Source organism: Mesorhizobium sp. DCY119 (genome assembly GCF_003590645.1).
GTDB lineage: Bacteria > Pseudomonadota > Alphaproteobacteria > Rhizobiales > Rhizobiaceae > Mesorhizobium_M.
Genome location: NZ_CP031834.1, coordinates 1,197,341 through 1,223,259, shown reverse-complemented (window position 1 = coordinate 1,223,259; position 25,919 = coordinate 1,197,341). Strand labels below are relative to the sequence as shown.

32 protein-coding genes and 1 riboswitch are annotated in these 25,919 nt (G+C 63.4%); of the genes, 18 read left to right on the top strand and 14 right to left on the bottom strand.

Translation table 11 applies throughout. From position 1 onward, the window contains the following. Positions 1-3 precede the first annotated feature (3 nt). The 3 genes from DZG07_RS05975 to DZG07_RS05965 are packed head-to-tail and all read right to left on the bottom strand — an operon-like array spanning position 4 to position 1,849. A complete protein-coding gene (locus DZG07_RS05975) occupies positions 4-648 on the bottom strand; it encodes a glutathione S-transferase family protein (protein WP_245429591.1) in 645 nt (214 codons plus the stop codon). 4 nt (positions 649-652) lie between these two features. Then, the gene (gene hpt / locus DZG07_RS05970) at positions 653-1,195 is read right to left on the bottom strand and encodes a hypoxanthine phosphoribosyltransferase (protein WP_119815121.1); all 543 of its coding nucleotides are present in this window, start codon (positions 1,193-1,195) and stop codon (positions 653-655) included. A gap of 3 nt (positions 1,196-1,198) precedes the next feature. After that, positions 1,199-1,849: a hypothetical protein gene (locus DZG07_RS05965; RefSeq protein ID WP_119815118.1), complete on the bottom strand. Its 651-nt coding sequence runs from the start codon at positions 1,847-1,849 to the stop codon at positions 1,199-1,201. A 57-nt stretch (positions 1,850-1,906) separates the two neighbouring features. Here DZG07_RS05965 and DZG07_RS24330 point away from each other — a divergent pair, with 57 nt between their 5' ends. The 5 genes from DZG07_RS24330 to DZG07_RS05945 all read left to right on the top strand — a co-directional run bounded on the left by DZG07_RS24330 (position 1,907) and on the right by DZG07_RS05945 (position 5,402). Further along, entirely contained in the window at positions 1,907-2,041 is a 135-nt protein-coding gene (locus DZG07_RS24330) for a hypothetical protein (RefSeq protein ID WP_280141809.1), read from the top strand. Continuing rightward, the gene (gene ftsE / locus DZG07_RS05960; protein WP_091909963.1) at positions 2,038-2,697 is read left to right on the top strand and encodes a cell division ATP-binding protein FtsE; all 660 of its coding nucleotides are present in this window, start codon (positions 2,038-2,040) and stop codon (positions 2,695-2,697) included. The genes DZG07_RS24330 and ftsE overlap by 4 nt, the downstream gene beginning before the upstream one ends. Then, complete coding sequence (locus tag DZG07_RS05955) at positions 2,690-3,679, top strand: ABC transporter permease (RefSeq protein WP_119815115.1); 990 nt, start codon at positions 2,690-2,692, stop codon at positions 3,677-3,679. Before ftsE ends, DZG07_RS05955 begins: the two co-directional genes overlap by 8 nt. 172 nt (positions 3,680-3,851) lie before the next feature. Continuing rightward, entirely contained in the window at positions 3,852-4,526 is a 675-nt protein-coding gene (locus tag DZG07_RS05950; RefSeq protein WP_244537719.1) for a YdcF family protein, read from the top strand. An 87-nt stretch (positions 4,527-4,613) separates the two neighbouring features. After that, on the top strand, positions 4,614-5,402 hold the full coding sequence (locus DZG07_RS05945; RefSeq protein ID WP_119815112.1) for a 1-acyl-sn-glycerol-3-phosphate acyltransferase: 789 nt from the start codon (positions 4,614-4,616) through the stop codon (positions 5,400-5,402). Here DZG07_RS05945 and DZG07_RS05940 read toward each other — a convergent pair. Continuing rightward, positions 5,399-6,346, bottom strand: coding sequence for an aldo/keto reductase (locus DZG07_RS05940; RefSeq protein ID WP_119821437.1), 948 nt, complete (start codon positions 6,344-6,346; stop codon positions 5,399-5,401). The genes DZG07_RS05945 and DZG07_RS05940 overlap by 4 nt on opposite strands. Before the next feature lie 128 nt (positions 6,347-6,474). Beyond that, positions 6,475-6,993 carry a gamma-glutamylcyclotransferase gene (locus DZG07_RS05935; RefSeq protein WP_119815109.1) on the bottom strand — a complete coding sequence of 173 codons (519 nt, stop codon included), beginning with the start codon at positions 6,991-6,993 and terminating at the stop codon, positions 6,475-6,477. Between the two features lie 139 nt (positions 6,994-7,132). Here DZG07_RS05935 and DZG07_RS05930 point away from each other — a divergent pair, with 139 nt between their 5' ends. Next, entirely contained in the window at positions 7,133-8,119 is a 987-nt protein-coding gene (locus DZG07_RS05930) for a DUF2125 domain-containing protein (RefSeq protein ID WP_119815107.1), read from the top strand. A 12-nt stretch (positions 8,120-8,131) separates the two neighbouring features. Here DZG07_RS05930 and DZG07_RS05925 read toward each other — a convergent pair whose 3' ends face one another. Then, the gene (locus tag DZG07_RS05925) at positions 8,132-9,070 is read right to left on the bottom strand and encodes a prephenate/arogenate dehydrogenase family protein (RefSeq protein ID WP_162931561.1); all 939 of its coding nucleotides are present in this window, start codon (positions 9,068-9,070) and stop codon (positions 8,132-8,134) included. A gap of 4 nt (positions 9,071-9,074) precedes the next feature. After that, positions 9,075-10,187, bottom strand: a complete 1,113-nt coding sequence (gene hisC / locus DZG07_RS05920) for a histidinol-phosphate transaminase (RefSeq protein WP_119815104.1) — start codon at positions 10,185-10,187, stop codon at positions 9,075-9,077. Between the two features lie 119 nt (positions 10,188-10,306). Then, positions 10,307-10,385, top strand: a riboswitch (SAM riboswitch). A gap of 56 nt (positions 10,386-10,441) precedes the next feature. On the opposite strand from hisC, the gene metA reads away from it, so the two are divergent. Continuing rightward, positions 10,442-11,362, top strand: coding sequence for a homoserine O-succinyltransferase (metA, locus tag DZG07_RS05915; RefSeq protein WP_119815101.1), 921 nt, complete (start codon positions 10,442-10,444; stop codon positions 11,360-11,362). Positions 11,363-11,762: 400 nt separating this feature from the next. Then, entirely contained in the window at positions 11,763-12,968 is a 1,206-nt protein-coding gene (locus tag DZG07_RS05910; RefSeq protein WP_244537731.1) for an AI-2E family transporter, read from the top strand. A gap of 10 nt (positions 12,969-12,978) precedes the next feature. Here DZG07_RS05910 and DZG07_RS05905 read toward each other — a convergent pair whose 3' ends face one another. After that, positions 12,979-13,605, bottom strand: coding sequence for a TetR/AcrR family transcriptional regulator (locus DZG07_RS05905; protein WP_091909927.1), 627 nt, complete (start codon positions 13,603-13,605; stop codon positions 12,979-12,981). A 72-nt stretch (positions 13,606-13,677) separates the two neighbouring features. On the opposite strand from DZG07_RS05905, the gene DZG07_RS05900 reads away from it, so the two are divergent. Then, positions 13,678-14,961, top strand: a complete 1,284-nt coding sequence (locus DZG07_RS05900; RefSeq protein WP_119815095.1) for an MFS transporter — start codon at positions 13,678-13,680, stop codon at positions 14,959-14,961. Here DZG07_RS05900 and DZG07_RS05895 read toward each other — a convergent pair. Then, on the bottom strand, positions 14,945-15,715 hold the full coding sequence (locus DZG07_RS05895) for a class I SAM-dependent methyltransferase (protein ID WP_119815092.1): 771 nt from the start codon (positions 15,713-15,715) through the stop codon (positions 14,945-14,947). The two genes, DZG07_RS05900 and DZG07_RS05895, sit on opposite strands and share 17 nt — an antisense overlap. Positions 15,716-15,868: 153 nt before the next feature. On the opposite strand from DZG07_RS05895, the gene DZG07_RS05890 reads away from it, so the two are divergent. Genes DZG07_RS05890 through DZG07_RS05880 form a run of 3 tightly spaced genes read left to right on the top strand, consistent with a single transcriptional unit; the run spans position 15,869 to position 17,634 of the window. Then, positions 15,869-16,369 (top strand): GNAT family N-acetyltransferase, encoded by a 501-nt coding sequence (locus tag DZG07_RS05890; protein ID WP_119815089.1) that lies wholly within the window; start codon positions 15,869-15,871, stop codon positions 16,367-16,369. Positions 16,370-16,420: 51 nt separating this feature from the next. Further along, positions 16,421-17,188 carry a hydroxyacylglutathione hydrolase gene (gene gloB / locus DZG07_RS05885; RefSeq protein ID WP_119815086.1) on the top strand — a complete coding sequence of 256 codons (768 nt, stop codon included), beginning with the start codon at positions 16,421-16,423 and terminating at the stop codon, positions 17,186-17,188. A gap of 2 nt (positions 17,189-17,190) precedes the next feature. Then, positions 17,191-17,634 carry a cupin domain-containing protein gene (locus DZG07_RS05880; RefSeq protein ID WP_119815083.1) on the top strand — a complete coding sequence of 148 codons (444 nt, stop codon included), beginning with the start codon at positions 17,191-17,193 and terminating at the stop codon, positions 17,632-17,634. On the opposite strand, the gene DZG07_RS05875 is transcribed toward DZG07_RS05880, so the two are convergent. The 3 genes from DZG07_RS05875 to DZG07_RS05865 are packed head-to-tail and all read right to left on the bottom strand — an operon-like array spanning position 17,606 to position 19,974. Continuing rightward, the gene (locus DZG07_RS05875) at positions 17,606-18,280 is read right to left on the bottom strand and encodes a lysoplasmalogenase (protein ID WP_119815080.1); all 675 of its coding nucleotides are present in this window, start codon (positions 18,278-18,280) and stop codon (positions 17,606-17,608) included. The genes DZG07_RS05880 and DZG07_RS05875 overlap by 29 nt on opposite strands. Further along, entirely contained in the window at positions 18,277-19,164 is an 888-nt protein-coding gene (locus tag DZG07_RS05870) for an EamA family transporter (RefSeq protein ID WP_119815077.1), read from the bottom strand. Before DZG07_RS05870 ends, DZG07_RS05875 begins: the two co-directional genes overlap by 4 nt. A gap of 27 nt (positions 19,165-19,191) precedes the next feature. Beyond that, complete coding sequence (locus tag DZG07_RS05865) at positions 19,192-19,974, bottom strand: DUF3108 domain-containing protein (RefSeq protein WP_091909904.1); 783 nt, start codon at positions 19,972-19,974, stop codon at positions 19,192-19,194. A gap of 224 nt (positions 19,975-20,198) precedes the next feature. Here DZG07_RS05865 and DZG07_RS05860 point away from each other — a divergent pair, with 224 nt between their 5' ends. From DZG07_RS05860 to DZG07_RS05840, 5 genes are all read left to right on the top strand, one after another. After that, the gene (locus DZG07_RS05860; RefSeq protein ID WP_119815074.1) at positions 20,199-20,786 is read left to right on the top strand and encodes a biotin transporter BioY; all 588 of its coding nucleotides are present in this window, start codon (positions 20,199-20,201) and stop codon (positions 20,784-20,786) included. A gap of 9 nt (positions 20,787-20,795) precedes the next feature. After that, on the top strand, positions 20,796-21,239 hold the full coding sequence (locus DZG07_RS05855; RefSeq protein WP_119815072.1) for a DUF1284 domain-containing protein: 444 nt from the start codon (positions 20,796-20,798) through the stop codon (positions 21,237-21,239). Between the two features lie 126 nt (positions 21,240-21,365). Beyond that, the gene (gene rpmB, locus DZG07_RS05850; RefSeq protein WP_091909895.1) at positions 21,366-21,659 is read left to right on the top strand and encodes a 50S ribosomal protein L28; all 294 of its coding nucleotides are present in this window, start codon (positions 21,366-21,368) and stop codon (positions 21,657-21,659) included. Positions 21,660-21,743: 84 nt separating this feature from the next. Then, complete coding sequence (locus DZG07_RS05845) at positions 21,744-22,424, top strand: queuosine precursor transporter (RefSeq protein ID WP_091909893.1); 681 nt, start codon at positions 21,744-21,746, stop codon at positions 22,422-22,424. After that, a complete protein-coding gene (locus DZG07_RS05840; RefSeq protein WP_119815069.1) occupies positions 22,424-23,095 on the top strand; it encodes a hypothetical protein in 672 nt (223 codons plus the stop codon). The genes DZG07_RS05845 and DZG07_RS05840 overlap by 1 nt, the downstream gene beginning before the upstream one ends. Before the next feature lie 8 nt (positions 23,096-23,103). Here the strand turns inward: DZG07_RS05840 and DZG07_RS05835 are convergent, their stop codons facing one another. Next, complete coding sequence (locus tag DZG07_RS05835; protein WP_091910321.1) at positions 23,104-23,532, bottom strand: Lrp/AsnC family transcriptional regulator; 429 nt, start codon at positions 23,530-23,532, stop codon at positions 23,104-23,106. Between the two features lie 105 nt (positions 23,533-23,637). Here DZG07_RS05835 and DZG07_RS05830 point away from each other — a divergent pair, with 105 nt between their 5' ends. Beyond that, positions 23,638-24,753 carry a saccharopine dehydrogenase family protein gene (locus tag DZG07_RS05830; protein ID WP_119815066.1) on the top strand — a complete coding sequence of 372 codons (1,116 nt, stop codon included), beginning with the start codon at positions 23,638-23,640 and terminating at the stop codon, positions 24,751-24,753. 150 nt (positions 24,754-24,903) lie between these two features. Here the strand turns inward: DZG07_RS05830 and DZG07_RS05825 are convergent, their stop codons facing one another. Then, a complete protein-coding gene (locus tag DZG07_RS05825) occupies positions 24,904-25,881 on the bottom strand; it encodes an esterase-like activity of phytase family protein (protein WP_245429631.1) in 978 nt (325 codons plus the stop codon). Between the last annotated feature and the right edge of the window lie 38 nt (positions 25,882-25,919).

Genomic DNA, 25,919 nt, shown 5'->3' with positions numbered 1-25,919 from the left:
GCGTCAGGCGCGGGGAAGGCCGGGGGCGGTCTCGGCCATCGAACGCCGGTCCTTCATGACGGCCCACCACGCGCTGAGCCGCGGAAAATCCGCCAAGGCGGCATTGCCTTCCGGCGCAGCGGCAAAATAGGCGACCATCGCACCAAGATGCAGGTCGGCAAGGCTCAAGGCGCTACCGACCAGAAAACGCTCGCCCTCGGCCAGCGGTTCAAGCGCGGCCAGCACCTTGCGCGAAGCGGCGAGCCCATCGGCAATCGCCGTCTCGTCCGGCGTTCGGCCAAGCGCTGCGTTGAAGGCCCGCTGCGAAAACACCTGCCGAACCATAGGCCAGTAGCCATAGGAATCGGCGATCGCGATGATCTGGTTCATCCGCGCCCGGGCTCTGACGTCGGAAGGCTGAAGCGGCTTCCCGGCAAAGACCTCGTCGACGTAACGGGTAATCGCGGTGGTTTCGTAGAGCACGAAATCGTCATGCTTCAGCGTCGGCACGCGGCCGAAGGGATGCAGCGCGAGATAGTCGGGCGCGATCGTTTCGGCGAAGGGGTCGATCTCGACATGCGTCCAGGAAACGCCCTTCTCCAGGAGCGCCATGCGCACGATGCGCAGGTAGACGCTGTACTGGTAGCCGTAGAGCGTGACGGAGGCCACGGCCTCAGGCGTCGCCCGTAACGACGCCGACGAAGGGCAGTTCGCGGAAGGCGTGGGCGACGTCCATGCCATAACCGACGACGAAGTAATCGGGGCAGTCGAAGCCGACATAATCTGCATCGAGCGCGGTCTTGCGGCGCATGCGCTTGTCCAGCAGCACGGCGATGGAGCAGCTTTTCGCGCCGCGCGACAGCATCAGATCACGGGTGAAGGACAGCGTCTTGCCCGATTCCAGAATGTCGTCGATGAGGAGAACGTCGCGGCCCTTCACCTCATTGTCGATATCGCGCAGCACCCGCACCTCGCCGCTGGTGGTGCCCGCGCCATAGCTGGAAATGAAAATGAACTCGACTTCCGGCGACAGGCCGACATCGTGCATGGCGCGGATCAGGTCCGCCGCGAAAATGAACGAGCCCTTCAGTACCGAAATGACGAGCAGATCGGTGTAGTCGTGCGCGGCAATCTCCTTGGCAAGTTCGAGATTGCGTCGGGCGATGGTCGAGGCGCTGAACAGCACTTCGATTTCCTTGTCGCGGACAACCGGCATGTTTTAATCTCCGAAGGCGACCGAAACGGTCCTTACCCCGTTCTTAGGCACCTCGAGCCGGCTCGAAAAGGTAAATCTGCCACCGGGAGCCAACGGCTTGTCCGCTGTCCCCAGCTTGTAACGCGCGATTTGGCCGTCGGTGCCGGTGACGTGGATCTCCAGCGGCGGCAAGGGCGCTGCCATATTGCCGCTGTTCGAGGCCTGGCCATCGACGAACAGAACAGGCCGCGCGCCGATAGTATCGATCCGCGAGGTGACGCCGGAAATGGTGAAGCCGGGGGCAGCCTGCGCAGTGCTGAGGAACGATGCCTGCCGCACCAGCTCATGCCCGCCGGAAACCCAGAAGGCTCCAGCCGCGAGACCGAGGCCGAAAACCCAGAAGATCGGCCCGCCGCGCGATGCCCGCCGGCCGGCTGTCGGCTGCGCCGGATCGCTCAGCAGCATTCCCATACCGTCGACCGGCGCAGATGCGGGCGCGAAGACTGCAGGCTCGGCTTCAGGCGCAACGGGTGCGTGGCGTGGTGGTGAAACAAGCTCGTAGTCGGCATCGACCACATCGGCAGCGTCCTGCACAGGCCATACAATGGCTGCCTCGACCGAGGCGCCCGTCATGATTTCGCCGGAAACCGGGCGTGCGGTGCGACCCTCTGCCATAGCGGATGGGCTATCCTTTCGAACTTCCCCGATTCCGGAGGTAAACGGAATTGGTTAATGCTTCGCAACCGTGGGCGAATCAGGGCCGGATTTGACGTGAAAATTAACCAAGGGTTAACCATACAAGCCGATGGTCTTTTTGATGAACTGGCCGCGATGACGGCCCGCAACACCCAAGGTTTTTACACTTGATCCGCTTCGAGAATGTCGGCCTGCGATACGGGATGGGTCCGGAGATTCTCCGCGACATCACCTTCCAGCTCCCGGAGCGCTCGTTCCAGTTCCTGAGCGGGCCTTCGGGTGCCGGCAAGACGACCCTGCTTCGCCTGCTGTTCCTGTCGCTGAAACCGACGCGCGGGCTGATCTCGGTCTTCGGCAAGGATCGTTCGCGCATCTCGCGCCAGGAACTGCCGCTGCTGCGGCGGCGCATCGGCGTGGTGTTCCAGGATTTTCGCCTGCTCGACCATATGACGACCTATGAGAACGTCGCCCTGCCCCTGCGCGTGCGCGGCCGCGAGGAGGCGAGCTACCGCAACGACGTGACTGAACTGCTCAAATGGGTCGGGCTCGGCGAGCGCATGCATGTGCTGCCACCGGTCCTGTCGGGCGGCGAGAAACAGCGCGCCGCGATTGCCCGCGCGCTGATCGAGCAGCCGGAAATCCTGCTGGCCGACGAGCCGACCGGCAATGTCGACCCGCCGCTGGCGCGGCGTTTGCTGCGGCTTTTCATCGAATTGAACCGGCTGGGAACGGCCGTGGTCATCGCAACCCATGATCTCGGCCTGATGGAGCAGGTCGACGCGCGGCGCATGATTCTGGCCAATGGAAGGCTCGATATCTATGACTGAGCTGCATCAGGCCACCGACAGCAACTACGAAGAAGAAACAATCGCCCGCCCGGTCCGCGCCCAGCGCAAGACAGCGCCGATCGTGCCGCCGCAGAACATCGCCGGGCGTGCGCTTGTCTTCGTCATCGCCATCATGACCTTCCTGTCCTGCCTGACGCTTGGTGCGGTCACGCTGGTTCGCGACACGGCGTCGATCTGGGAGAACCAGATCGCGCGCGAGGCGACGATCCAGATCAAGCCGGTCGACGGGCTGGACATGGACGCCGCCCTTGCCAATGCCGCCCGTATCGCCAGCGGCTTTGCCGGCGTACGCAGCACCAAGATCGTAGATCGCGAGGCCACCGCACGGCTGCTCGAGCCATGGCTCGGCTCCGGCCTGAACATCGACGAGCTGCCGGTGCCGCGGCTGGTGATCGTCACCATCGACGAGAACAATCCACCCGATTTCGCCGCCATGCGCCAGATGCTGCAGCCGGACGTGCCGAGTGCGACGCTGGACGATCACCGCACATGGGTCGACCGGCTGGTCGCCATGGCGCGAACCACGGTGACGCTCGGCATGGCTGTGCTGGTGCTGATGCTGTCGGCAACGGTGCTGACGGTGGTCTTCGCCACGCGCGGCGCCATGGCCGGCAATGGGCACATCATCGAAGTCCTGCACTTCGTCGGCGCGGAGGCCGGCTTCATCGCCAGCCAGTTCCGCACGCACTTCCTGCTGACCGGCATGAAGGGGGCGGCCGCCGGTGGCATAGCGGCAATGATCGTCTTCATCTTTTTCTGGTTCTGGTCGTCGCGCAATCTGGCTACCCCCCAGGCCGACCAGGCGACCGCCCTGTTCGGCAATTTTTCCATAGGGGCCGCCGGTTATGGCGGCGTGGCGCTGGTCGTCCTCATCATCGGGGCGCTCACCGCCGCCACTTCACATGTGACGGTCGTGGCCTATCTCAATGACATCGACGTCAGCCATCCGGATGGAGGCTAGAATGCGCAGAAACGTAGCGATAGCGACCTCCGGAGCTGGCAATCACGATTGGCAACGCGATGTAACGCAATGTGCAAATGCGGCATTTGCACAGACGCTAATGAAAGCTGACCATAGCGGTATGGACGGATTCGGAACGGATCGGACGGTTGGCGGCACTCCGCCGGCATTCATGCCTGCGCCCCGGCGCAAGCCGTCGAGCCGTTTTGCCAGATTTCTGCGTGCTGCAGCCTTCGCAACCGTTGCCGCCGGTGTCGTCTTTGCCGCCGGTTTTGGCTGGTTCGCCGACTATGTAAGCCGCCTGAGCACGCCTGCGAACCCACCCAGCGCGGACGCCATCATCGTGCTCACCGGCGGGCAGTCGCGCATCGATGCAGCACTCGACCTGCTCAAGTCTGGCAAGGGCCAGCGCCTGCTCATCAGCGGCGTCAATCCTGCGGCGGGGCGCAAGTCGCTCCAGGCGGCAACGGGGGGCGACAAGACGCTGTTTTCCTGCTGCGTCGATATCGATTACGCGGCCATGGACACGATCGGCAATGCCGAGGAAAGCGCCAAATGGGTCGAGAGCCATGAATATGGCAGCGTCATCCTCGTCACCAACAATTACCACATGCCGCGCAGCCTGCTCGAAATGGGCCGGTTCATCGACAAGGCCAACCTGAAACCCTATCCGGTCGTCAATACGCGGCTGGACAACGGCACCTGGATGACCAAGCCTGAAGCGGTGCGCGTGCTGTTCACCGAATACACCAAATATCTCGGCGCCCTTGCCCGCACGGTGGTGCCCCTGCGCTCGACGCCGGACGGCGTGGTGCTGGTCGAGGCTTCCACCAGGGCGACGAACTAGGCCCTTTGGAGATAACCGGCCAGTCCGGTTTTCCTTTTCCGGGCAGTTGGTGTAACCAGCGCTGATATCCTCCTCAGGCTTTCACCCATGGTCCAAATCCGCTCGCTGGCGTTCAACGTCCTCTTCTACGCCAATCTGATCGTCCAGATGATCTTCTGGACGCCCTATTATTTCCTGTCGCCGCGTCACCGCGCCTGGTTCGTGCCGAAATTCTGGAGCCGCACCAGCCTGTGGCTGCAGGACAAGGTCGCCGGCACGAAAAGCGAGATCACCGGCCAGGAAAACCTGCCGCAGGGCTCCTACATACTGGCGCCAAAGCACCAGTCCTTCTGGGACGCCATCGCCTTCCTGCAGGACATTCCCGACGGCCTCTACATTCTGAAGCGCGAGCTGACATGGATACCGTTCTTCGGCTGGTACATCCTCAAGATGCGGATGATCCCGGTCAATCGCGGCAGCCGCTCCAAGGCGCTGAAAGCCGTCGTTGCCGCCACCAAGGCGGAAATGGCGCGCAACCCCCGCCAGTTGATCATCTATCCGGAAGGCACGCGGCGCGCGCCCGGCGACGAGCCGGCATATAAATGGGGCATCGTCGAGCTCTACAACCAGCTTGGCGTGCCGGTCGTGCCGGTGGCGCATGTGGCGGGGCTCTACTGGCCACGCCGCAAATTCATGCGCTATCCCGGCACGATAAAGGCGCGATACCTGCCGCCGATCCCGCCGGGATTGAGCAAGGAAGAATTCATGCGCCGCCTGATCAGCGAAACGGAAGCGGCCTGCGACCAGTATCTGATCGAGGCCGCGACCTCGCCCAACCCGCCGGCACTGCCACCAACGGCGGTGAAGCGGCTAAAGGAGCTGGGCGTCGAGGTTTAGGCGCTGGCCTTATCCAGTTCCGCAATATCGGCCTGATCGAGCTTCAGCGACACCGACTTGATAAGGTTGTCGACCTGGGCCACCGAAGTTGCGCTGGCAATCGGCGCGGTGACGCCCGGGCGGGCGATGATCCACGCCAAGGCCACCTCGGCCTGCGTGGCCGAATGGCGGGCCGAAACGGCGTCCAGTGCAGCAAGGATGCCCAGGCCCCGCGCGTCGAGATATTTCTTCACGCCACCGCCGCGCGCGCTTTTGGCGAGGTCGGCTTCGCTGCGGTACTTGCCGGAGAGAAAGCCACTGGCGAGGCTGTAATAGGTGATGACGCCGATGTCCTCGGCCATGCAGAGATCGCGCAACGCGCCATCATAGCTCGGGCGGTCGTAGAGATTGTATTCCGGCTGGAGCACGTCGTAGCGCGGCAGGTTCTTTTCCTTCGAGACTTTCAGGGCCTCGCCAAGTTGCTCGGCGTCGAGGTTCGATGCGCCGATATGGCGGACTTTTCCGGCAGCGATAAGCTTCTGGTATGCGCCGAGCGTCTCCTCATAGGGTGTCGCATCGTCGGGCCAGTGCGAAAGATAAAGGTCGATGACGTCGGTCTGGAGCCGCTTCAGCGATGCATCGACCGCCTTCTCGATATAGCCAGCGGAAAGATCGCGCTTGCCCTGCCCCATATCCGCGCCGACCTTGGTGATCACCACGACCTTGTCGCGGTTGCCGCGCGCCTTCATCCACTTGCCGATGATCGTTTCGGAGTCGCCGCCCGAATTGCCGGGCACCCAACGCGAATAGACATCCGCCGTGTCGATGGTGTTCAGCCCGGCATCCGTAAAGCGGTCGAGCAGGTCGAAGGAGGTCTTTTCGTCGGCGGTCCAGCCAAAGACATTGCCACCGAAAACCAGCGGCGCGATTGAAAGGTCCGTGCGACCAAGGCGACGTTTTTGCAAGATCGGTACTCCGTGATTTTCGGGCCAGCGCGAGAACCGCACGGGCATCCCTGAAAGCTAAACCTTGCAGCAGGCAGGTTCAAACCCGGAAGGCCTTTTTTATCCTCACATAAATGCGAGCATGCCGGTCAAACGGCCAGCCGACGCCCGACATCCTCCAGCCAATGATCCCTGATGCCGAGGGCTTCCAGATGCTCCAGAGTGCTCAAAACATAGTCCTCGTTCGCGCCCGACTGGCCGACCGCGCCCAGGACGATCCTCGCCGCCTCGGCTTCATCGAGATTGCCAGCATATTGTTCATGCGCGCGGTCGACGACGTAGCAGACAGCGTCGACCTTCTCGCCGTCATCCAGGCGCACGGTTTGCGTGCGTTCGAGATAGACATTCGTGACCAGCTCGCGCTCGCGCAGATAGGCGATCACTTCGTCGCGCAATTCGCCCGGCACGCGAAAGGCGAGCCCGACACAGGAGCCTCCGCGGTCGAGGCCAAGCACCAGGCCGGGACGCTGAGGCGTGCCGCGATGAACGAAAGAGCGGACACAAAGCGAGCGACGATAGCCATAAAGATGGGCGCGTCTGGTCTCCGTATGTGCAAAACCGGGCCGCCAGATCAGCGAGCCATAGCCAAAAACCCAAAAATCGCCCATATCGCCAAGCCAAGTCGTAATCGAAGCACTGCGCTTCGGGTCATGGGTAGAGCATGATGGCAAAAAGGGAAGCCGCTTTTTGCTCTCATGTCACATGGACCGGAAAAGATAGTGCGCAGATAAAGGGATCGACGCGCCAATGACTGCAACCGAACTTTCGAAGCCGAACTACAACCGCCGCATCCTCTGGCTGGCGGCCTTCGTCGTGCTGCTGTTCGGCGGCTACAGCGTCGGCTGGTTCTATCTGGCCGGCAAGGTCGAGACCAAGGCCAAAGCCGAGATCGCCTCGCTGAACCGCGACGGCATGGTTGCCGAATGCACCAATCCGGTCGCACGCGGCTATCCGTTCCGCCTCGGCCTTTTCTGCGACCACGTCGCCTTCGAAGATGCCGGCCGTGGCGTCAGCGTTTCGGCAGGCAACTTCCGCTCGGCGGGGCAGATCTACGACCCGACCCACCTGATCGCTGAAATCGACGGACCGGCGCGCATCGACGTGCCTCAGAGCCAGCCGCTTGCGCTGACCTGGGACAATCTGCGCGCCAGCGTGCGTCTGGCGCAGCCTTTGCCGGAACGCGTTTCAGTGGAGGGCAAGATGCTGAAGGCGGCTACCGATGCCGGTGCCCCTCTGCTCGCCGCCGATACATTCGAAGGCCATGTGCGCCCGAACGGCCAGGACCTCGACCTCGCCGGCAGCTTCGCCGGATTGGCGCTGGATTCCTCGCTGGTCGAGGGCAGAACCCTGCCCCTGCTCTCCGGCGACACCGACCTCACCGTCAAGAACGGCGTGACGCTTATCGCCCAGAAGGCCCAGTCGCTGCGCGGCCAGTCCGGCACGATCCGCTCGCTTGATCTCTCCACCAGCGAAACAGCCGGCCTCTCCCTGAGCGGACCCTTCTCGGTGGGCGAGGACGGGTTGCTGGACGCGCAGTTCAAGCTCACCGTCCGCGACCCGCAGGGACTGGCGATGGCGCTCAGCGAGGCGATCCCGGAAAAGAGCGAGCAGATTCAGCAGGGGTTTGCAGCTCTTTCCATGCTCGGCAGTGCGCCATCCTTGCCCCTGAAGATCAGCAAGGGCAGGGCTTCATTTGGCTTCATCAAGCTCGGGAACGTCCCGCCGCTGAAATAGCGCTGCGCGCCTTTACGACGTTTTGGCTGGATGCTCGATCGCCTGGCGGCCGAAGTCGGGCGCATCGATTTCCTGGCCGGCCTCGATGATCGAGCGGCGCACGGCACGGGTGCGCGTGAACATATCGAACAGCTTGTCGCCATCGCCCCAGCGGATCGCCCGCTGCAGCGACGCCAGGTCTTCCGAGAACCGCGCCAGCATTTCCAGGATCGCGTCCTTGTTGTGCAGGCACACGTCGCGCCACATGGTCGGGTCCGAGGCGGCGAGACGGGTGAAGTCGCGGAAACCGGACGCCGAATATTTGATGACTTCCGACTTGGTGACCGCCTCCAGATCGTCCGCCGTACCGACGATGTTGTAGGCGATGATGTGCGGCAAATGCGAGACGATCGCCAGCACCATGTCGTGATGCTCGGGGTCCATCGTGTCGATGTTGGAGCCGCAGCGCCGCCAGAACTCCGACAGCTTTTCGAGCGCTTCCGGGTCGGTGCCCGGCAGCGGCGTGAAGATGCACCAGCGGTTTTCGAACAGGTCGGCAAAGCCGGCATCGGGGCCAGATTTTTCCGTGCCCGCCAGCGGGTGGCCGGGGATGAAATGCACATTGGCCGGCATATGCGGGGCCATCTGCGCAATCACCGAGCCTTTGGTCGAGCCGACATCGGTGACGATGGCGCCGGCCTTCAGCGCGGGTGCGATTTCGGCAGCGACCGCGCCGGAAGACCCGACCGGCACCGAGATGATGACGAGATCGGCATCCTTCACCGCCTCGGCGGCGCTGGTGGTGTAGCTGTCGCCGAGCTTCAGTTCCTCGGCGCGGGCAAGTGTTTCAGGGCTGCGGGTGGCGATGGAAACGTGGCCGGCAAGGCTCTCCCGGCGGATGACGCGCGCCAGCGACGAGCCGATGAGGCCGATGCCGACAAGGGCTATCTTTTCAAACAGGGGTTCGGACATTTCTTCAACTTTTCAGGAATTCGGTGAGTGCGGCGACTACGCCGCGATTGGCGTCTTCGGTTCCGACTGTCATCCGCAGCGCGTTGGGAAAACCGTAGCCGGCAACGCGCCGCAGGATATAGCCCCGCGCACTCAGATAATCGTCCGCCGCTGCCGCCGAATGCCTGGCATCGTCCGGGAAATGGATCAGCACGAAATTGCCGACGCTGGGCGTGACCCTCAGGCCGAGCCCGGAAAGCTCTTCGCTCAGCCAGCCGAGCCACTTCTCGTTATGCGCCACCGTGCGCTCGACATGGGCGCGGTCGCCCATCGCCGCCACGCCGGCCGCGATGGCAACGGCATTGACGTTGAACGGCCCGCGCATGCGCTCCATCGCCTCGATGATGTGCGTAGGCGCATAGACCCAGCCGATGCGCGCGCCACCAAGGCCGTGGATTTTTGAGAAAGTGCGGGTCATGACGACGTTCTGCGCGCCGGCCACGAGCTCAACGCCCGCCTCGTAATCGTTGCGGCGCACATATTCGGCGTAGGCCGCATCGAGCACCAGGAGCACGTTCTTGGGCAGGGCCGCGTGCAGGCGGCGCACCTCCTCGAACGGGATGTAGGTGCCGGTCGGATTGTTTGGATTGGCGAGGAACACGACCTTCGTCTTCGGCGTCACAACGGCGAGGATGGCGTCGACATCGGCGCGCTCCTCGGTCTCCTTCGCCACCACCGGCACAGCACCGGCAGCCTTGATGTAGTTCTGGTAGACGAGAAAACCGTGCTCGGTGTAGACGCCCTCGTCACCCGGCTGAAGATAGGTCTGGGCAAGCAGGCCGATGATCTCGTCGGAGCCGTTGGAGCAGACGATGTTGGCCGGGTTCAGGCCATGCGCCTCGGCAATCGCCTGGCGCAGCTTCGAAGCCGAGCCGTCGGGATAGAATTCGAGCTTGCCCGCGACCTCGCGCACCGCTTCGATCGCTGCCGGCGATGCACCGAGCGGGTTCTCGTTGGACGACAGCTTGTAGACCTTGGTGACCCCCGCCGGCGCAGCACTCTTGCCGGGGATATAAGCCGCAATGTCCATGACGCCGGGTTTCGGCTGGGGGCGGCTGGGCTCATTGGCTTTCGTCATCGCGGGAATTGTCCGGGTTTTTGGGGAATTTCGAGACGCAAGCGAAATACAAGTCGCCGGTGCGCTTGTCGAGAAAAAGCTTGCCCGTTGACGGCGCTCCGGCGCAGTCGTAAAAGACTGTCACGTTCCGTGGTGATTTGGCCGGTCGGCTTGCAGCCACGTTAAATAAGTCGCTAAAGGGACCGATAACGACTCAATTCGTTCGGACCGGTAGCGATTTCGCCGCCGGTCTTTTTTGTTTTGGAGTTTGTGCGATGCCGATCAAGATTCCCGATCAGCTCCCCGCCCGTGAGGTGCTTGTACGCGAAGGCGTGTCCGTGATGGACGAGCGCACGGCGCTGCGCCAGGACATCCGTCCGCTGCAGATCGCCCTGCTCAACCTGATGCCCAACAAGATCCGCACGGAAACGCAGTTCGCGCGGCTGATCGGCGCCTCGCCGCTTCAGGTGGAGCTGACGCTGGTGCGCATCGGCAATCATGTGGCGAAGAATACGCCCGAGGAGCATCTGATTTCCTTCTACCGGACCTGGGAGGAAGTCAGGCACCGCAAGTTCGACGGTTTCATCATCACCGGCGCGCCGATAGAGCTGCTGGACTTCGAGGATGTCACCTACTGGAACGAGCTCCAGCGTATCCTCGATTGGACGGTGACCAACGTCCACTCCTCCTTCTTCATCTGCTGGGGAGCGATGGCCGCCGCCTGGCATTTCCACCAGGTTCCCAAATACACGCTCGACAAGAAGGCCTTCGGCGTCTTCCGCCATCGCAACCATGCGCCAGCCTCGCCCTATCTTGCAGGCTTCTCGGACGATTTCGCCATCCCCGTTTCCCGCTGGACGGAGGTGCGCAGCGCCGACATAAAAGCGGACACGGGCCTGGACCTACTGATGGAATCGGACGCGACCGGCCCCTGCCTGCTGGCTGAAACGGCCGGCAACCGGCTCTATATGTTCAACCACATCGAATACGATTCCACCTCGCTCAAGGACGAATACGACCGCGACGTCGCCGCCGGCACGCCGATCGACGTCCCGCACGGCTATTACCCCGACAACGATCCTGCCCGCCCCCCGCTCAACCGCTGGCGCTCGCACGCCCACCTGCTCTTCGGCAACTGGATCAACCAGGTCTATCAGACGACGTCTTTCAATCTGGAAGATGTCGGAGGGGCGTAGCCCTCTCCCTCCCCCTTGAGGGGAGGGTGGCGGCAAAGCCGCCGGGCGGGGTCGCTGCGGCAGTGCTCGACGTTCCTTTTGCGCTGCGCGCTGCCTTAACCGACCCCCTCTGGCGCTGCGCGCCATCTCCCCCTCAAGGGGGGAGAATACGCCGACGCACTTCATCGCTGCCCTCCCTCCCCTGAGGTACGAGCGCAGCGAGCCTCGAAGGACGCACCCATTCCCAAAAGCGCCGCCATGTCACAACCCCGTACGATTCTCCGGCTACGGTCGCACTGACATCGGCGAATCGCCAAGGCGCGATTGGCAAATGCCGACGCCCGCGCGAAAACGCTTGGTGCTCTCCACCCAAAAGGGTTACGAAGATGAAGATGCGCCATTGCCGCAGGAGAAAAAGCTTTTGAGCGACCCGGAATACGGAACGTCCAGACGGGAACCACGCCTGCTTGGCCTTTCCACGCCCTCGCGCATTCCGTTGATCCCGCCGCTGACGGCAGCGCGCTGGCTGCTGGTGCTGATCGTCGCCGCCGGCATCTATTTCTTCAACGGTTTCCTGGTGCCGGTTCTGGCGGCGCTGGTGATCGCCTTTGCGAGTTGGCCGCTGTACCGCAGGCTTCTCGACGCCGTTTCCGGCAACAGGACAGTCGCAGCCACGCTGGCGATCCTGTTCATCGTCACCTTCCTCGTCGTGCCGATCGTGCTGGCCGGAACCTACACCGTCAACGAGGTGCGGGAATGGTTCGGCTGGGCCGTCGAGACCAACAAGCACGGCGCGCCGACACCCGCCTGGATAGTCGCCCTGCCCATCGCGGGCGAATGGTTCGACCAGCAATGGACGCGCTATATCGGCCATCCCGGCGCGATTGGCGAACTTATCCAGATCATCAGTGGCGCCAATATCGGCAGCATCTATCGCGGCGTTCTGGCCGCCGGCGGCGGGGCGTTCAACCTGCTTCTGACGTTGCTTTTCATGCTGATTGCGCTGTTCTTCGTCTATCGCGACGGCGAGAGTTTCGCAGCCCAGATCGGCCGGCTCGGCGAACGCATATTGCCGACGCGCTGGGAGCGGATTTCCGGCGTGGTGCCGGCAACCATCAGCTCGACGGTGACCGGCATGACGCTGATCGCCATCGGCGAAGGCGTGGTGCTGGGCATCGCCTACTGGATCGCCGGCGTGCCCTCGCCGGTGACGCTCGGCGTGCTGACCGGCGTCATGGCGTTGATACCGGGCGGCGCACCGCTGTCGTTCACGCTCGTCTCGGCCTATCTGGTGGCGCGCGGCTCGCCCATTGCCGGCATCAGCCTGTTTGCCTGGGGCGCGATCGAGCTGTTCATCGTCGACAAGACGCTGCGGCCCAAACTCGTCGGCGGGCCGATCAAGCTGCCCTTCCTGCCGACCTTCTTCGGCCTGATCGGCGGCGTGAAGACAATGGGTTTCCTCGGCCTGTTCATCGGTCCGGTGCTGATGGCGCTGCTGGTTGCGATCTGGCGCGAATGGCTGCGCGAGGTCGAGCAGGCGGACACACGCCCTTCTGAAAACGTCACACAGATATCCGGCGAACTTCTGCCCGAACGCGAACCGCGACGGCTGGTGGGCTCGGAATAGAGCCCGAAGCCTATCCCTTCAAACTCGCCGCGATCAGCCGGTCGGCGTTGACGGCAACGGATGCCGCCGGGCCGCCGGGGCCGAAAAGCTGGCCCGAAACATAGGCACCTTCGAGCAGAAGCAGCAGGCCGTCGCCCAGCGTGTCGCCATCCTCGGCGCCCATTTCGGCAGCCATGGCGCGCAGGCGGCGGCGCAATTCACGCTTGTTGTTTTCGCCCACCTGGCGGGCCGGATTGTCATGCTCGGGATATTCGACCGCCGCATTGGTCATGCCGCAGCCGCGATAGTCCTGCGTCACCGCCCGCTTTCCGACGCGGGTGAGAAAGGCTTTGATCTGCGCGCGCGGATCGCCCGGATGAGCCGCCACTGCCTCGTCGAAGCGCTCCCAGAACTCGGCCTCATAGGCGCGCAGATAAGACGCGGCGAGCTCGTCCTTCGACGGGAAGCTGCGGTAAAGGCTGGGCTTGGTGACGCCGGCCTGGCGCACGATCTCGTCGACGCCGATGGCGCGGATGCCCTCGCGATAGAACAGGTTTCGCGCCACACCCAATATGCGATCGGCAGCGCGTAGCGGTGGCGTCGCCTCATCTGAATTGGCAGTTTCTGACAGTTGCGTAGCAGCTTTTTCGGGTGACATGAATAAACTCGCTTGACAATGTTACTGACCGGTACGTATCAATGCGTATTCTGAAACGTACCGGTCAGTAACATGAACATAATACAGAACCGTCCCTTTGGCCAGCGCTATGCTTTCGTGGTTGTCGCGGTCATCTTTGTTTCGCTGCTGATCGCCGCCGGCATGCGCTCGGCACCCAGCGTGCTGATGCTGCCGCTGGAGGAAGCCTTCGGCTGGCGGCGCGACGCGATTTCGCTGGCAGCCGCCATCGGCATCTTCCTCTACGGTCTCGCCGGCCCGTTCGCGGCCGCATTGATGGACCGGGTCGGCCTGCGCCGCACGGTGATGGCGTCGATCGCGCTGATGTCGGCCTCCACCGCGCTCAGCCTGTTCATGACCGAGCCGTGGCACCTGGTCGCCACATGGGGCATCTTTTCCGGCATCGGCTCAGGTGCAGTGGCCTCGGTGCTGGGCGCCACCATCGTCAACCGCTGGTTCAAGACCAATCGCGGCCTGATGATGGGCCTGATGTCGGCCTCGAGCGCCACCGGCATGCTGGTGTTCCTGCCGGCATTGGCAGCGCTTGCGCAGTATGGCGGCTGGCGGCCGGTGGTGATCACGGTTTCGATCGCGACCGCCGCCCTCCTGCCGCTGGTCTATTTCCTGGTACCGGAGCGGCCCTCCTCGATCGGCCTGGCGCGCTATGGGGCCGAAGGCGACAACGAGCAGGACGCGCCCGCCACCCAAGGCAATTTCCTCACCACGACGCTCGGCACGCTGCGCCGCGCCGCCGGCACGCGAGTGTTCTGGTATCTCTTCGCCACCTTCTTCATCTGCGGCTTCACCACCAACGGCCTCGTCGGCACGCATCTCATCGCATTCTGCGGCGACATGGGCATTCCCGAGGTTCGCGCCGCCGGCCTGCTGGCGCTGATGGGCGTGTTCGACCTGATCGGCACGACGCTGTCGGGCTGGCTCACCGACCGTTTCGATCCGCGAAAACTGCTCGGCGTCTATTACGGCATTCGCGGCCTGTCGCTGATCTACCTGCCCTATTCCGGCTTCTCGGGCCTGAGCCTGACGATCTTCGCCATCCTCTACGGGCTCGACTGGATCGCCACCGTGCCACCGACCCTGCGCCTCGCCAATGAATCCTTCGGCGACCGCTCCGGCCCGCTGGTGTTCGGCTGGATCGTCGCCGGCCACCAGGTCGGCGCGGCGACTGCTGCCTTCTTCGGCGGTGCGCTGCGCGAGATGCAGGGCGACTACGTTCTCGCCTTCCAGATCGCCGGCATGACGGCAATAGCAGCCGCAGCGCTCTCGCTGCTCATCGACCCGGCCGAAACGCGAGGCAGAGAGGTCATGCAGCCGGCTTAGGGTCAGAACCCGTGCTTTCCCGCGCATGGCGCCCGGCGCCCTGCGGCGTCAGCACCGGCATGAAGACGCGGCGCGACGCGCGCTGGGCGACTGGCACACCCTGGTAGAGGCGCTTCTGTGCCTCCACCACGATGACGCCGGAAAAGATCGGCCAGAAACGCCGGCCCGAGCGCTCGAGTATATTGTGGAAGCGCAGCATGAAACGGCGGCGCGAGGGCGGAAACATGAGCGCCTCCGACCAGGCCGAGGGCGTGAAATTGGCATCGCGCAGCAGCTCGTTGAGCTGGCCGCGCGAGAACGGCCGGCCGGTGCCGAAGGGCGTGTGCTCGAAGCGCGCCCAGACGCCGCGCCGGTTGGGCACGACGATGACGACACGGCCCGCCGGCGACAGCACGCGCCAGACCTCCTTCAGCGTTTCGCGCGGATTTTCCGCATGTTCCAGCGAATGCACCAGCAGCATGCGATCGATGGAGGAATCGACCAGCGGCAGTTCCTCGTCGAACACCAGCGCCGTGGAAGACGGCCGCGACGGCGGCCAGTTCACCGCCCCCTGCGTTGCCGGCATGAAGGCAAAGACCCGCTCGGCATCGCTGCCGAAGCGGTCGAGCCAGGGCAGCGCATAGCCGAGTCCGACCAGCCGCTCATTGGGAATGCCGGCCCAGACCGAGGCCAGCGCCATGCCGATCGACTGCTCGGCGACGCGCCCGAGCGTGGTGCTGTAGAAGGAACGAAGATCGACAATGTCCGAATTCATGGCGCGACGGTAGCGGCCTTGCCGCGCAAGCACAACAAAGGGCTTGGCCCAATCGCGGTTTGGATCGAGCCGGGTTGCAATGACGAACAGCGATAGGCACTAACCGGTGGGAACATCGGGCTCGCGGCATGGGCCCTCCGGTCTTGAGGCAGCATGGTCGACCTTCTTGTCACATACATGGAGATGGTGGCGCCACCGAGAGGTGCGGCCCTCCCCATGCCAATCGCCGGTGTCAGCATAGGGCGGGAAACCCTCGATCCGGCGGACTACCTGGTTCTATATCGCGCCGTTGGTGAGCCGTTGCAGTGGGACCAGCGGTTACGGATGCCGGCAGATGAGCTCCACCATTTTCTCGGCAACCCAGCCACACATATTTATGTCCTGCGCGTTATCGGAAAGAGCGCCGGCCTTTGTGAATTTCATGGCGTAGGAATCCCGGAAGTAGAACTTACCCACTTCGGCCTGATTGGCGAATTTCAGGGCCGAAAACTCGGCCCCTATCTGCTGGACACCGCACTTCGCGAAATCTGGTCTCGCGCGCCTTCTCGCGTCTGGCTTCACACCGATACTCACGATCATCCGAAGGCACAATCGACATATAGGCGCGCCGCGTTTCAGATTTACACGCAACGCGTTGAAACATTTCCGGACTAGGCACAGGTTGAAGCCAGCCCTATCGTCGCCACCAAACCAAGGAGACTGCCGATGACGCTGAGGATCGAACAATTCATGTGCCGGAGCGACAATTTCGGCGTTCTGGTGCATGACGGCGAAACCGGGCAGACCGCACTCATGGACGCGCCGGAACAGGCGCCGATTCTGGCGGCGGTGCGTCGCACCGGCTGGACGCCGAACGTGATCCTGACCACGCATCACCATGCCGACCACGTCGAGGCCAACCTGGCGCTGAAGGAGCGATTCGGCCTGCGTATCATCGGACCGGAGGCGGAAGCGGCAAAAATCCCCGGCATCGACGAAACGGTGGAAGACGGCTCGGTTTTCAGCTTCGGCAGCCAGCAGGTCCATGTCATCGAGACGCCGGGGCATACGGCCGGCCATGTCTGCTATTATTTTCCGGACGCCAAGGTGGTGTTCACCGCCGACACGCTGTTTGCGCTGGGCTGTGGGCGGCTGTTCGAGAAGCCGGCGGCGGCCATGTTCGAATCGCTGAAGAAGCTCGCCGCACTGCCGCCGGAAACCAAGGTCTATTGCGGCCACGAATACACGCTGGCCAATGCCCGCTTCGCGCTGTCGGTCGACCCGACCAATTCGGCCTTGAAGGAACGTGCGGCCAGGATCGAAAAGCTGCGTGCCGACGACAAGCCGACGCTGCCGACGACGATCGGCGAGGAACTGGCGACCAATCCCTTCCTGCGCTGGCACGACCCGGCGATCCGCAAGAATCTTGGGCTGGAAAAGGCTTCCGACGTCGAGGTCTTCGCCGAGATCCGCAAGCGCAAGGACGTATTCTGACGATGGACGCCGCGTCGATCATCGAGACGCTGGGCATGAAGCGTCACCCGGAAGGCGGCTGGTATGCCGAGACCTTTCGCGACGCGACGGCGCGCAATCCGCGTGGCCATTCGACGGCAATCTATTTCCTGCTCGAAAAGGGTGATGTTTCGGCCTGGCACCGGGTCCGGGACGCCGTCGAGGTCTGGCACTATCATGCCGGGGCACCGTTGACGCTGCGCATGCATCAGGAAGGCGGCGGCGTGAGCGAGCATCGCCTCGGGCCGGATCTTGCGGCAGGCGAGCGTCCGCAGCATGTCGTGCCCGCCGGCTGGTGGCAGACGGCGCAAAGCCTTGGCGACTGGACGCTGGTCGGCTGCACCGTAGCGCCGGGATTTGAGTTCGCGCAGTTCGAGCTGGCGGAGAAGGGCTGGGAGCCTACCGCCCCAGCAGAAACCCGAGCGTAATCAGCGCCTGCCCCGCATAATAAAGCACCCAGACGGCATAGCGCCTCCAGACGCCGCGCGGCGAGCCGGCGGGCAGCAGGAACTTTTCCGTGGCCAGCAGCGCGTCAGAGGCCATGAACAACACAGCGCCCAAAATTGCCCAGGAATAATCCAGCGTCAGCGACGTGACGCCCATGGCGAGGATCGCCAGGACATAGACCGCGATCGGCAGCCGCAGGCCGGCATCGACGCGCGGCCATAGCGTCTTGAGCATGCCGAAGGCGAAGACGCCCATGGCCAGAGCGCCGGCGATGCGCAAGGGCGACGACAGAAACGCTGCAATCGTGCTGCCGGAAACGACGAACAGGACGATGTAGAACAGATGCCCGGCAAGAAAGGCGCAGAGCCCGCCGAGAAACGCCTTGTCGCCATCGCGCGACAGAAAGGCGTCGCCGACAGCACTCAGCGCCAGCGCGCCGACGAGCAGGAACGGCCCGCCCTGCTGGAAAGCGAGCAAGGCCAGCAGAGCGACCGCCGCAGTTTTCACGCCGGTGCGCCGGATCGCCGGCGGCGCGTCGAGCATCATGCAATAGACCAGCGCCGACATTGCCGAGAAGAACAGCGTGCCGTTGGCCGTCGCTTCGATACCGCCGGGAAAGGGCATCATGCCTGCGCCCTCGCCGCTTGAGACTTGCCGAACAGCAGCGACTTGGCAGCCAGCACCGCACCGCCGGTGATCAACACACAGGCAGCGATGATATTGAGCGAGGGCTGCGCGAAACCGGCGACAATCAGCACCAGTGTGGAAAGCAGCGGCGCGGCATAGCTTGCCGCACCCAGCACCTGGATGTTGCCGCGCTTGACGCCGTGATCCCAGGCATAGAAGGCAGCACCCACCGGCATCAGCCCGAGACCGACGACCGCCAGCCATTGACCGGTGGTGGCGGGCAACACGGTTTCCTCAAGTGCCAGATGGCAGAGGAAGGAAAGGATCGCGGTGGCGGCGCAGAACCATGTGACGATGCTGGTCGGCACCGCCGGAAAACGCCGCGACAGCAGCGAATAACCCGACCACAAGAAGGCGCAGACGGCGGCCATGGCATAGCCGAAGGCATAGCGGCTGTCGAAATCCAGCGCGCCGCCCTTGGTGACGATGAGCACCGTGCCGGCAAGGCCGAGCAGCGCGCCGGCAATATGGTTCCAGCGCAGCTTCTCGCCCGGCATCAGCGCCGAGCCAAGCACGATCAGCAATGGCCAGAGATAGGCGATCAGGCTCGCCTCGACCGCCGGCGCGTTGCGCAGGGCAGTGAAATAGAAGAAGTGGTAGCCGAACAGGCCGGCAATGCCGATGACCCAGACCTGCGGCGGGATTTTCACCGGCTGTGCCGGCGGTGTCATGAACAGGCGGGCAACGAGGCCGACAGCCGTGCCGATAGAGAAGGTGAGCGCCGACAGCAGGAAGGGCGGAACCTGTCCCGAAGCGTCGGTGAGAAGTGCCAGCAGCGCCCACATGGCAACTGCCGAAAAGCCGATGAGTGTTGCGCGCCCCATTTGTCCCCCGCAAGGGGCCGTCACCCCTTAATCGACTGCTTCGAACTTCTTCGCGCGGATGGTGATCGTGCCGATCTGCGTGCCAACCGTGGCGTAGACGGGTGCATATATCCCGGTTGTGCCGACCGGTGCAAACATCACCGTGATCTTGCTGCTGTTCCTGAGATAGGCGATCGACTTGTGGTCTTTCTTGTAGCCGGCGACGGGCACGAAACGCGCGCTGCAGGTGACAGCGTCGCCACTGTAGCCCGGCAAGGTCACCGGATCTGTCGATACGTAGTCGAGCACCAGATTGACGCGCATTTCACCGTCGAACATCTTCACCGTGCGGCGGCACACATCCTTGATGCGATCGGCGCGCACCAGGGTCGCCGAGATCGGGTCGGTAACGTCGCGAAGATCGCCGGGACCGACGGGAACCCACTCGTCGCCGCGCTTCTTGAGCGGCGGGATGTTGACCGTCTTGGCGACGTTACCGCCGGCAAAGCTGATCTGGGTCTTCTGTTTCTTGCGGCCTGACGTGTAGTCCGTGACATAGGCGGCAGGCCGGGGATCATTGCCGGAGAACCGGCCCGAGGACGAGATGCTACCCTTGGTGCTGTCGAATATCTGGGCAAGACCGGCACTCGCCACGGTACCGCGCACGGAAAACTTGTCGCCCTGAAAACTGCTGTCGAAGCTGGAACGCGCTATGGTGAAGCCGAGCAGGGAGACCGTGTATTCGCTGCGGAAAGCTTGCGCGGCGGCATCGCCGATCGACAGGCCAGCAAGCGCGAGAACGATCGGAATTGCGTAAAAAATGCCTGCCATCAATGGCGCCCTTGCCCTTTCGGATCGGATTCGATGCGACGTCCCCAAAAATATCTTCAACCCTGAAAATCCGGCGATTGTGTGAACCGCCCGACCGAGGAAGCCCTGCGGAGCACCAGATTTGGTACCGGCCCATGTTGCACGGCACCATAGGCTTGTGGAATAGCTGCCGCGCCAAAAGAAGCCGTCGGCGCCACAGGGCAGCCAGAACCGGAGAAACATTCATGACCAATCCCTCTTCCACCGCGACCGTTCAGGGCGCCTTCGTGCCGCTGCGGCTGACCGATCGCCCGCTCGCTCTGCAGGCCGCCGCGGTGCTTCTGGGTACGCTGTTCCTTGCCGCATCGTCGTGGATAGAAGTGCCGATGTTTCCGGTGCCGATGACCATGCAGACCTTCGCGGTGACGCTCATCGGCGCGCTCTATGGCTGGCGTCTCGGCGCAATCACCGTGATCGCATGGCTTGGCGAGGGTGCGCTCGGTCTGCCGGTGCTGGCCGGCGGTGGCGGCGGCCTCGTTCACTTCGCTGGCCCGACGGCGGGCTATCTCTTCGCCTTCCCGATCGCTGCAACCCTTGTCGGCTACCTGGCCGAGCGCGGCTGGACCAACGGCAATCTCATCACCAGCGTCATCGCCATGCTCGTCGGCAATGCGCTGATCCTCGCCATCGGCGGAGCGGTTCTGGCAGCCATGATCGGCGTCAGCGATGCCATTACCTACGGCGTGACGCCCTTCATCATCGGCGCGATCGTCAAGTCGGCACTCGCCACCGCAAGCGTCGAGGCAACGCGCCGCGCCAAGCAGAAAGCCTGAGCCACTGCCATGACTGTCCGTATTCGCGCGCACCATCTCCTTTGCATGCTGACCTACGCCGGCAAGGGCTATAGCGCGGCATTTACGGCCAATTACAATGGGATCGTCGAAAGGCTCGGCAAGGGCGAGGACATGCTCCTCGTCGCCGGGCCGGACGACATCTGCCAGCCGCTGCTGGGCGACGATGACGCGCATTGCCGGCGCGAAAGCGTGATCGAGCGCGACGGGCGCGCCGCCGCAGCTGTCGAAGCGCTTACCGGCAGTGCGGTTTGCCCCGGAGAGGTTTTTATCCTCGACGCCAGCCGGCTGTCGCAGATGCGCTCGGCTTTTCAGGCCGGAACGGTGCGGCAGGCCTGCGGCGGCTGCGAATGGTTCGACCTGTGCACAGGAATAGCCGGCAAGGGCTACGCGAACACGCGGCTTGCGCTTGATCCGCGGGCGCACCACTCTTGACGCCTCGGCCAAATGCCACTATGGAACGCCAACTTTTCCATGCGGCCGCTTGATAAGACTGCGCCCATCCGCTTTTTGGTGCGTCGCGATCATATGGCCCGTTCTAGAATCGAAGGTAAGTAAAAAATGTCCCGCGCTTGTGAACTGACCGGCAAGGCCGTTATGTCCGGCAACAATGTGAGCCACGCCAACAACAAGACCCGGCGCAAGTTCCTGCCGAATCTCGTCAAGGTGACGCTGATCTCGGAAGCCCTGAGCCAGAACGTGCGCCTGCGCATTTCGGCCAACGCGCTTCGTTCGGTCGAACATCGCGGCGGTCTCGACGCTTTCCTCGCCAAGGCTGACGTTGCCGAGCTGTCGCAGCGCGCGCGTCTCCTGAAGAAGCAGATCGCCAAGAAGACGGCTGAAGTAGCCGCCTGAATCCGGAATTAGGCGGGGGACAACCGCCTTCCCGTGAGCATGGCTCGCCATGCTCTAACTGGTTCCATCACCCAGGCTAAAAAAATGAATTTTTCATATCGTTATTTGCCCTTCGTGGCCGCCATGGCGCTTGTCGTCGTGGCATCGAACATCCTCGTGCAGTTCCCGATGCAGGGACAGCTCGGATCGTTGGCGCTCGCCGACATCCTCACATGGGGCGCGTTCACCTATCCATTCGCTTTCCTCGTCACCGACCTGGCAAACCGCCGCTACGGCCCGAAAATGGCACGTCGCGTGGTCTTTGTCGGCTTCATGATTGCCGTCGCCTGCTCGATCGTCGTGCCGCCGCTGCTGTTCCAGTATGGCCTTATCGAGTTCGAGACCGCCTCTGACCGGCTGGTGCGGATCGCCATGGCTTCGGGTGCCGCCTTCCTCTGCGCGCAGCTTCTCGACGTGACCGTGTTCAACTGGCTGCGCCGCCAGAGCTGGTGGCGCGCGCCGATCCTCGGCACGTTGGTCGGCTCCGTGTTCGACACGGTGATTTTCTTCTCCATTGCCTTCTCGGCTGCCTTCGCCTTCGCCGGCCCGAGCGACGCCTTCGCGCTTGAGCCTGCACCGCTGCTCGGCGTGCTTCCGGTCGAGACCGCGCGCTGGATTTCCTGGGCGCTGGGCGACCTGACCGTCAAGCTCCTCATCGCCGTCTTCGCGCTGATCCCCTACCGGCTGATCGCCATGCGCTGGAGCCAGCAGGCCGTGGCCGCGTAGTGATTCCCTGGGTCCAGCTCGATTCCGCGACAACCCCGGGCGGCGGCGAGCTTCGCCTTAAAAGGCGCGGCGCCGAATTCTCGATCATGCTCGGCACCAACGAGCTGATGAACAGCCGCCTCAGCGGCTCCGAGGAGGCGCTGGCAAAACTGTCCTGCCAGAAGATCGGCCCCCGCAAATCCCCGCATATCCTGATCGGCGGCCTGGGCATGGGCTTTACCCTGCGCGCCGCACTCGCCGAACTTGGCAGCGACGCGAAAGTCACCGTCGCAGAGCTTGTCCCGTCGGTCGTGGCATGGGCGCGAGGCCCGATGGCCGAGGTGTTCGGCGATTGCCTCGACGATCCCCGCGTGACCATCCGGGAAACAGATGTCGGCCTGCTGATAGCTGGCGAAAAAGCCGCCTACGACGCCATCCTGCTCGACGTGGACAACGGCCCGGAAGGGCTGACGCGTCAGGCCAACGACGCCCTCTACGACCTCGCCGGCCTGCAGAAGGCGCGCACGGCCCTGCGGCCCGGCGGCGTGCTGGCCGTATGGTCGTCAGGACCGGACAGGGCTTTCACGAAACGGCTCAAGCAGGCCGGCTTCTTGTCAGAAGAAGTGAATGTACGTGCCACCGGCAAGCGCGGCGCACGCCATGTCATCTGGCTCGCCGTCAAGCCGGGCTGATTCTTGCTCTATCGATCGATCCGCGTTGACAGAATGATCGACGACAGGGTGCGCTCGACGCCGTCGAGTGCGCCGATATGGTCGATGAGCAGGTCGAGATCACGTACCGAAGGCGCTTCGACGACGATGATCATGTCGAAATTGCCGCTGACCGAATGCAACGTGCGCACCTCCGGAATGCGGCGAAGCTCGGCGCCGACGGCCACCGAAAGCTTTGGCGGAACTGTCACCAGAATATGCGCACGCACGAGGTTCCTCTCGTAGTCCGCCGCCAGCCTGACGCCGTAGCCCTCGATGATGCCCTGCTTCTCCAGCCGCTCGATGCGGCTTTGCACCGTCGTGCGCGACACGCCGAGCTTTCGCGCCAGCTCGGCGGTCGAGGCGCGGGCGTTCTCGCGCAGCAGCGCAATCAGGGCACGATCAGCGTCTGTCGTCATTGTGATATATTCCTTCGGCGAATTGAGAAATTCAACCGCTATTTCGTACAAAGCGGAACTGCCTTTCGACACTGCCCGGCGTTATGATTCTGCATTGAAAGCATTTTGAGGGGCACCACCATGAAAGAGATCGTAGTTGTCGGCGCAGGCAAGATCGGCGCGACCATTGCAAGCATGCTGGCGGAAACCGGCGACTATGCCGTCACCGTCATAGACCGCGCGCAGGCGCAGCTCGATGCGCTGGACCTCGGCCATGGCATCACCGCAAGGCAGATCGATATCGGCCAGGATGGTGCGCTTGAGGCCGTTCTGTCGGGCAAATTTGCGGTGCTGAGCGCCGCCCCCTTCCACCTGACCACGAAGATCGCCGAGGCAGCCGCCAAGACGGGCGTGCATTATCTCGACCTGACCGAGGATGTCGCCAGCACCCGCCGCGTCAAGGAGCTGGCCGCCACGGCCACCAGCGCCTTCATTCCGCAATGCGGGCTGGCGCCGGGCTTCATCTCCATCGTCGCCAACGATCTGGCGCAACGCTTCGACACGCTGGAAAGCGTGCGCATGCGCGTCGGCGCGCTGCCGCAATACCCGTCCAACGCGCTGAACTACAACCTGACCTGGAGCACCGACGGCGTCATCAACGAATATTGCGAGCCCTGCGAGGCGATCGTCGAGGGCGAGCTGGTCGACGTGCCGCCGCTGGAGGAGCGCGAGGAGTTCTCGCTCGACGGCATCACCTACGAGGCCTTCAACACCTCGGGCGGGCTCGGCACGCTGTGCGAGACTTATGCCGGCAAGGTGCGCACGCTGAACTACCGCACCATCCGCTATCCCGGCCACGCCGCGATCATGAAGGCGCTGCTCAACGATCTCGGCCTGCGCCATCGCCGCGAGGTGCTGAAGGACATTCTGGAAAACGCCCTGCCCGCGACGATGCAGGACGTGGTGGTGATCTTCGTCACCGTCAGCGGCCGCAAGCATGGCCGCCTGCTGCAGGAAAGCTACGCCAACAAGATCTACAGCCGCGGCAACGGCGATGCCGCCCGCAGCGCCATCCAGATCACCACGGCTTCAGGCATCTGCGCCGTGCTCGACATGCTGGCTTCCGGTGTGCTGCCGCAGAAGGGCTTCATCCGGCAGGAAGACATCGCGCTGGATGCGTTTCTGGCCAATCGCTTCGGGCATAATTATGCGCAGGCCGGCGCGGCGCACATGGCGGCTTGAGATGAAGTCTTCCTTCTCCCCGTCACTATACGGGGAGAAGGTCCCGGCAGGGGGATGAGGGTCGGAGCCAATGTTTGAAGGCTTGCGCTGCCCCTCACCCAACTGCTTCGCGGCCACCCTCTCCCCGTAAACGGGGAGAGGGAAGAACCCTCAATCTTCCCTTAGAATAAATTCCAGATAGAGATTCCGCTGCAGGATCGAGTGGTTGTCGTCGGAAAACATCGACACCATCACCGCACCGTCAGCGCGCCGCCAGACATCCATCGCTTCCATATTGTCGATCTGGTAGCTCATGTCGGTTTCGAGAAGGATCGGGCCGTCGACGACATTGCCCTTGGCGATCGTTGCCGCGTCGATGCGACGGAGACGCATCCGCACCCCGCGCGCCATGGAATAGCTGCGCTCCAGCAGAAGCAGGTCGCCATCGGGCAGGAACGCCCCGTCGGTGATGTCGAAATCGCCGCTGCGCTGGACGGTGAAGACACCCTTGCGCGGGCCTGAAAGCACGGCGGCAAAGATATTGCCCTGCTTGTCCAGGCTCTTTTCCGAAACGACGACCAGTGCGCCCTTGAGCGGGCTATCCTCGGGCGCGTAAGTGACTGTCTCGAAGCCGCGATTCTGGCGCAGCTCCTGCGCCGGCACGAGGAAATCGAGCTGGCCGAACGCCGCGCGCATATCGTTCGGGTTTATGTGGAACTGGGCGACGCGGTGGTTGCGTTCGAAACCGACGGTCGCGACATCGTCCTTGACGGCGAGGCCCTCGGCGTCGACCTGCCATTTTTCGTCGGCCGGATTTCCGGCCTCGTCGACCATCTGCACCATGCGGAAATCGGAAATGCCGGTGGGCCGCTGGTCGGCATCGCGTGTCACCGTGCCGAAGAACCAGAAGCCGGTGTCGGCAACGCCGATGAAATCGCTGCCCGGCTTGCGGAAGCGCATGGCCGACAGCGCACCGAAATTGCGCGACCGCGAGGTCATCTCCAGCCCGCCAACGAACTCCAGCGGGCCGAACTGCTTTTCGTCGCGGCCGATGTGGAAGCGGGTGATGGGGCGGGATTTGACTTCGACCTGCTCGACGGGTGCGGGTTCGGCTTGGGCGGTAAGCGATCCAGCAAAGGAGAAGGCCAGGGCCACCGCACAAAACAGCGAACGCGCAAGTGCCGAAA

Coding starts and splice junctions, on each gene's coding strand:
- DZG07_RS05875 (WP_119815080.1), bottom strand. CDS start 18,280: ATGATGCCCTTTCCCGGCGGTATCGAAGCGACGGCCAACGGCACGCTG.
- hisC (WP_119815104.1), bottom strand. CDS start 10,187: ATGACGAAAGCCAATGAGCCCAGCCGCCCCCAGCCGAAACCCGGCGTC.
- DZG07_RS05900 (WP_119815095.1), top strand. CDS start 13,678: ATGAACATAATACAGAACCGTCCCTTTGGCCAGCGCTATGCTTTCGTG.
- DZG07_RS05950 (WP_244537719.1), top strand. CDS start 3,852: ATGCCTGCGCCCCGGCGCAAGCCGTCGAGCCGTTTTGCCAGATTTCTG.
- DZG07_RS24330 (WP_280141809.1), top strand. CDS start 1,907: ATGCTTCGCAACCGTGGGCGAATCAGGGCCGGATTTGACGTGAAAATT.
- DZG07_RS05945 (WP_119815112.1), top strand. CDS start 4,614: ATGGTCCAAATCCGCTCGCTGGCGTTCAACGTCCTCTTCTACGCCAAT.
- metA (WP_119815101.1), top strand. CDS start 10,442: ATGCCGATCAAGATTCCCGATCAGCTCCCCGCCCGTGAGGTGCTTGTA.
- DZG07_RS05895 (WP_119815092.1), bottom strand. CDS start 15,715: ATGAATTCGGACATTGTCGATCTTCGTTCCTTCTACAGCACCACGCTC.
- DZG07_RS05930 (WP_119815107.1), top strand. CDS start 7,133: ATGACTGCAACCGAACTTTCGAAGCCGAACTACAACCGCCGCATCCTC.
- DZG07_RS05955 (WP_119815115.1), top strand. CDS start 2,690: ATGACTGAGCTGCATCAGGCCACCGACAGCAACTACGAAGAAGAAACA.
- gloB (WP_119815086.1), top strand. CDS start 16,421: ATGACGCTGAGGATCGAACAATTCATGTGCCGGAGCGACAATTTCGGC.
- DZG07_RS05835 (WP_091910321.1), bottom strand. CDS start 23,532: ATGACGACAGACGCTGATCGTGCCCTGATTGCGCTGCTGCGCGAGAAC.
- DZG07_RS05890 (WP_119815089.1), top strand. CDS start 15,869: ATGGTCGACCTTCTTGTCACATACATGGAGATGGTGGCGCCACCGAGA.
- DZG07_RS05870 (WP_119815077.1), bottom strand. CDS start 19,164: ATGGGGCGCGCAACACTCATCGGCTTTTCGGCAGTTGCCATGTGGGCG.
- DZG07_RS05905 (WP_091909927.1), bottom strand. CDS start 13,605: ATGTCACCCGAAAAAGCTGCTACGCAACTGTCAGAAACTGCCAATTCA.
- hpt (WP_119815121.1), bottom strand. CDS start 1,195: ATGCCGGTTGTCCGCGACAAGGAAATCGAAGTGCTGTTCAGCGCCTCG.
- DZG07_RS05965 (WP_119815118.1), bottom strand. CDS start 1,849: ATGGCAGAGGGTCGCACCGCACGCCCGGTTTCCGGCGAAATCATGACG.
- DZG07_RS05925 (WP_162931561.1), bottom strand. CDS start 9,070: ATGTCCGAACCCCTGTTTGAAAAGATAGCCCTTGTCGGCATCGGCCTC.
- DZG07_RS05860 (WP_119815074.1), top strand. CDS start 20,199: ATGACCAATCCCTCTTCCACCGCGACCGTTCAGGGCGCCTTCGTGCCG.
- DZG07_RS05880 (WP_119815083.1), top strand. CDS start 17,191: ATGGACGCCGCGTCGATCATCGAGACGCTGGGCATGAAGCGTCACCCG.
- DZG07_RS05865 (WP_091909904.1), bottom strand. CDS start 19,974: ATGGCAGGCATTTTTTACGCAATTCCGATCGTTCTCGCGCTTGCTGGC.
- DZG07_RS05855 (WP_119815072.1), top strand. CDS start 20,796: ATGACTGTCCGTATTCGCGCGCACCATCTCCTTTGCATGCTGACCTAC.
- DZG07_RS05935 (WP_119815109.1), bottom strand. CDS start 6,993: ATGGGCGATTTTTGGGTTTTTGGCTATGGCTCGCTGATCTGGCGGCCC.
- rpmB (WP_091909895.1), top strand. CDS start 21,366: ATGTCCCGCGCTTGTGAACTGACCGGCAAGGCCGTTATGTCCGGCAAC.
- DZG07_RS05845 (WP_091909893.1), top strand. CDS start 21,744: ATGAATTTTTCATATCGTTATTTGCCCTTCGTGGCCGCCATGGCGCTT.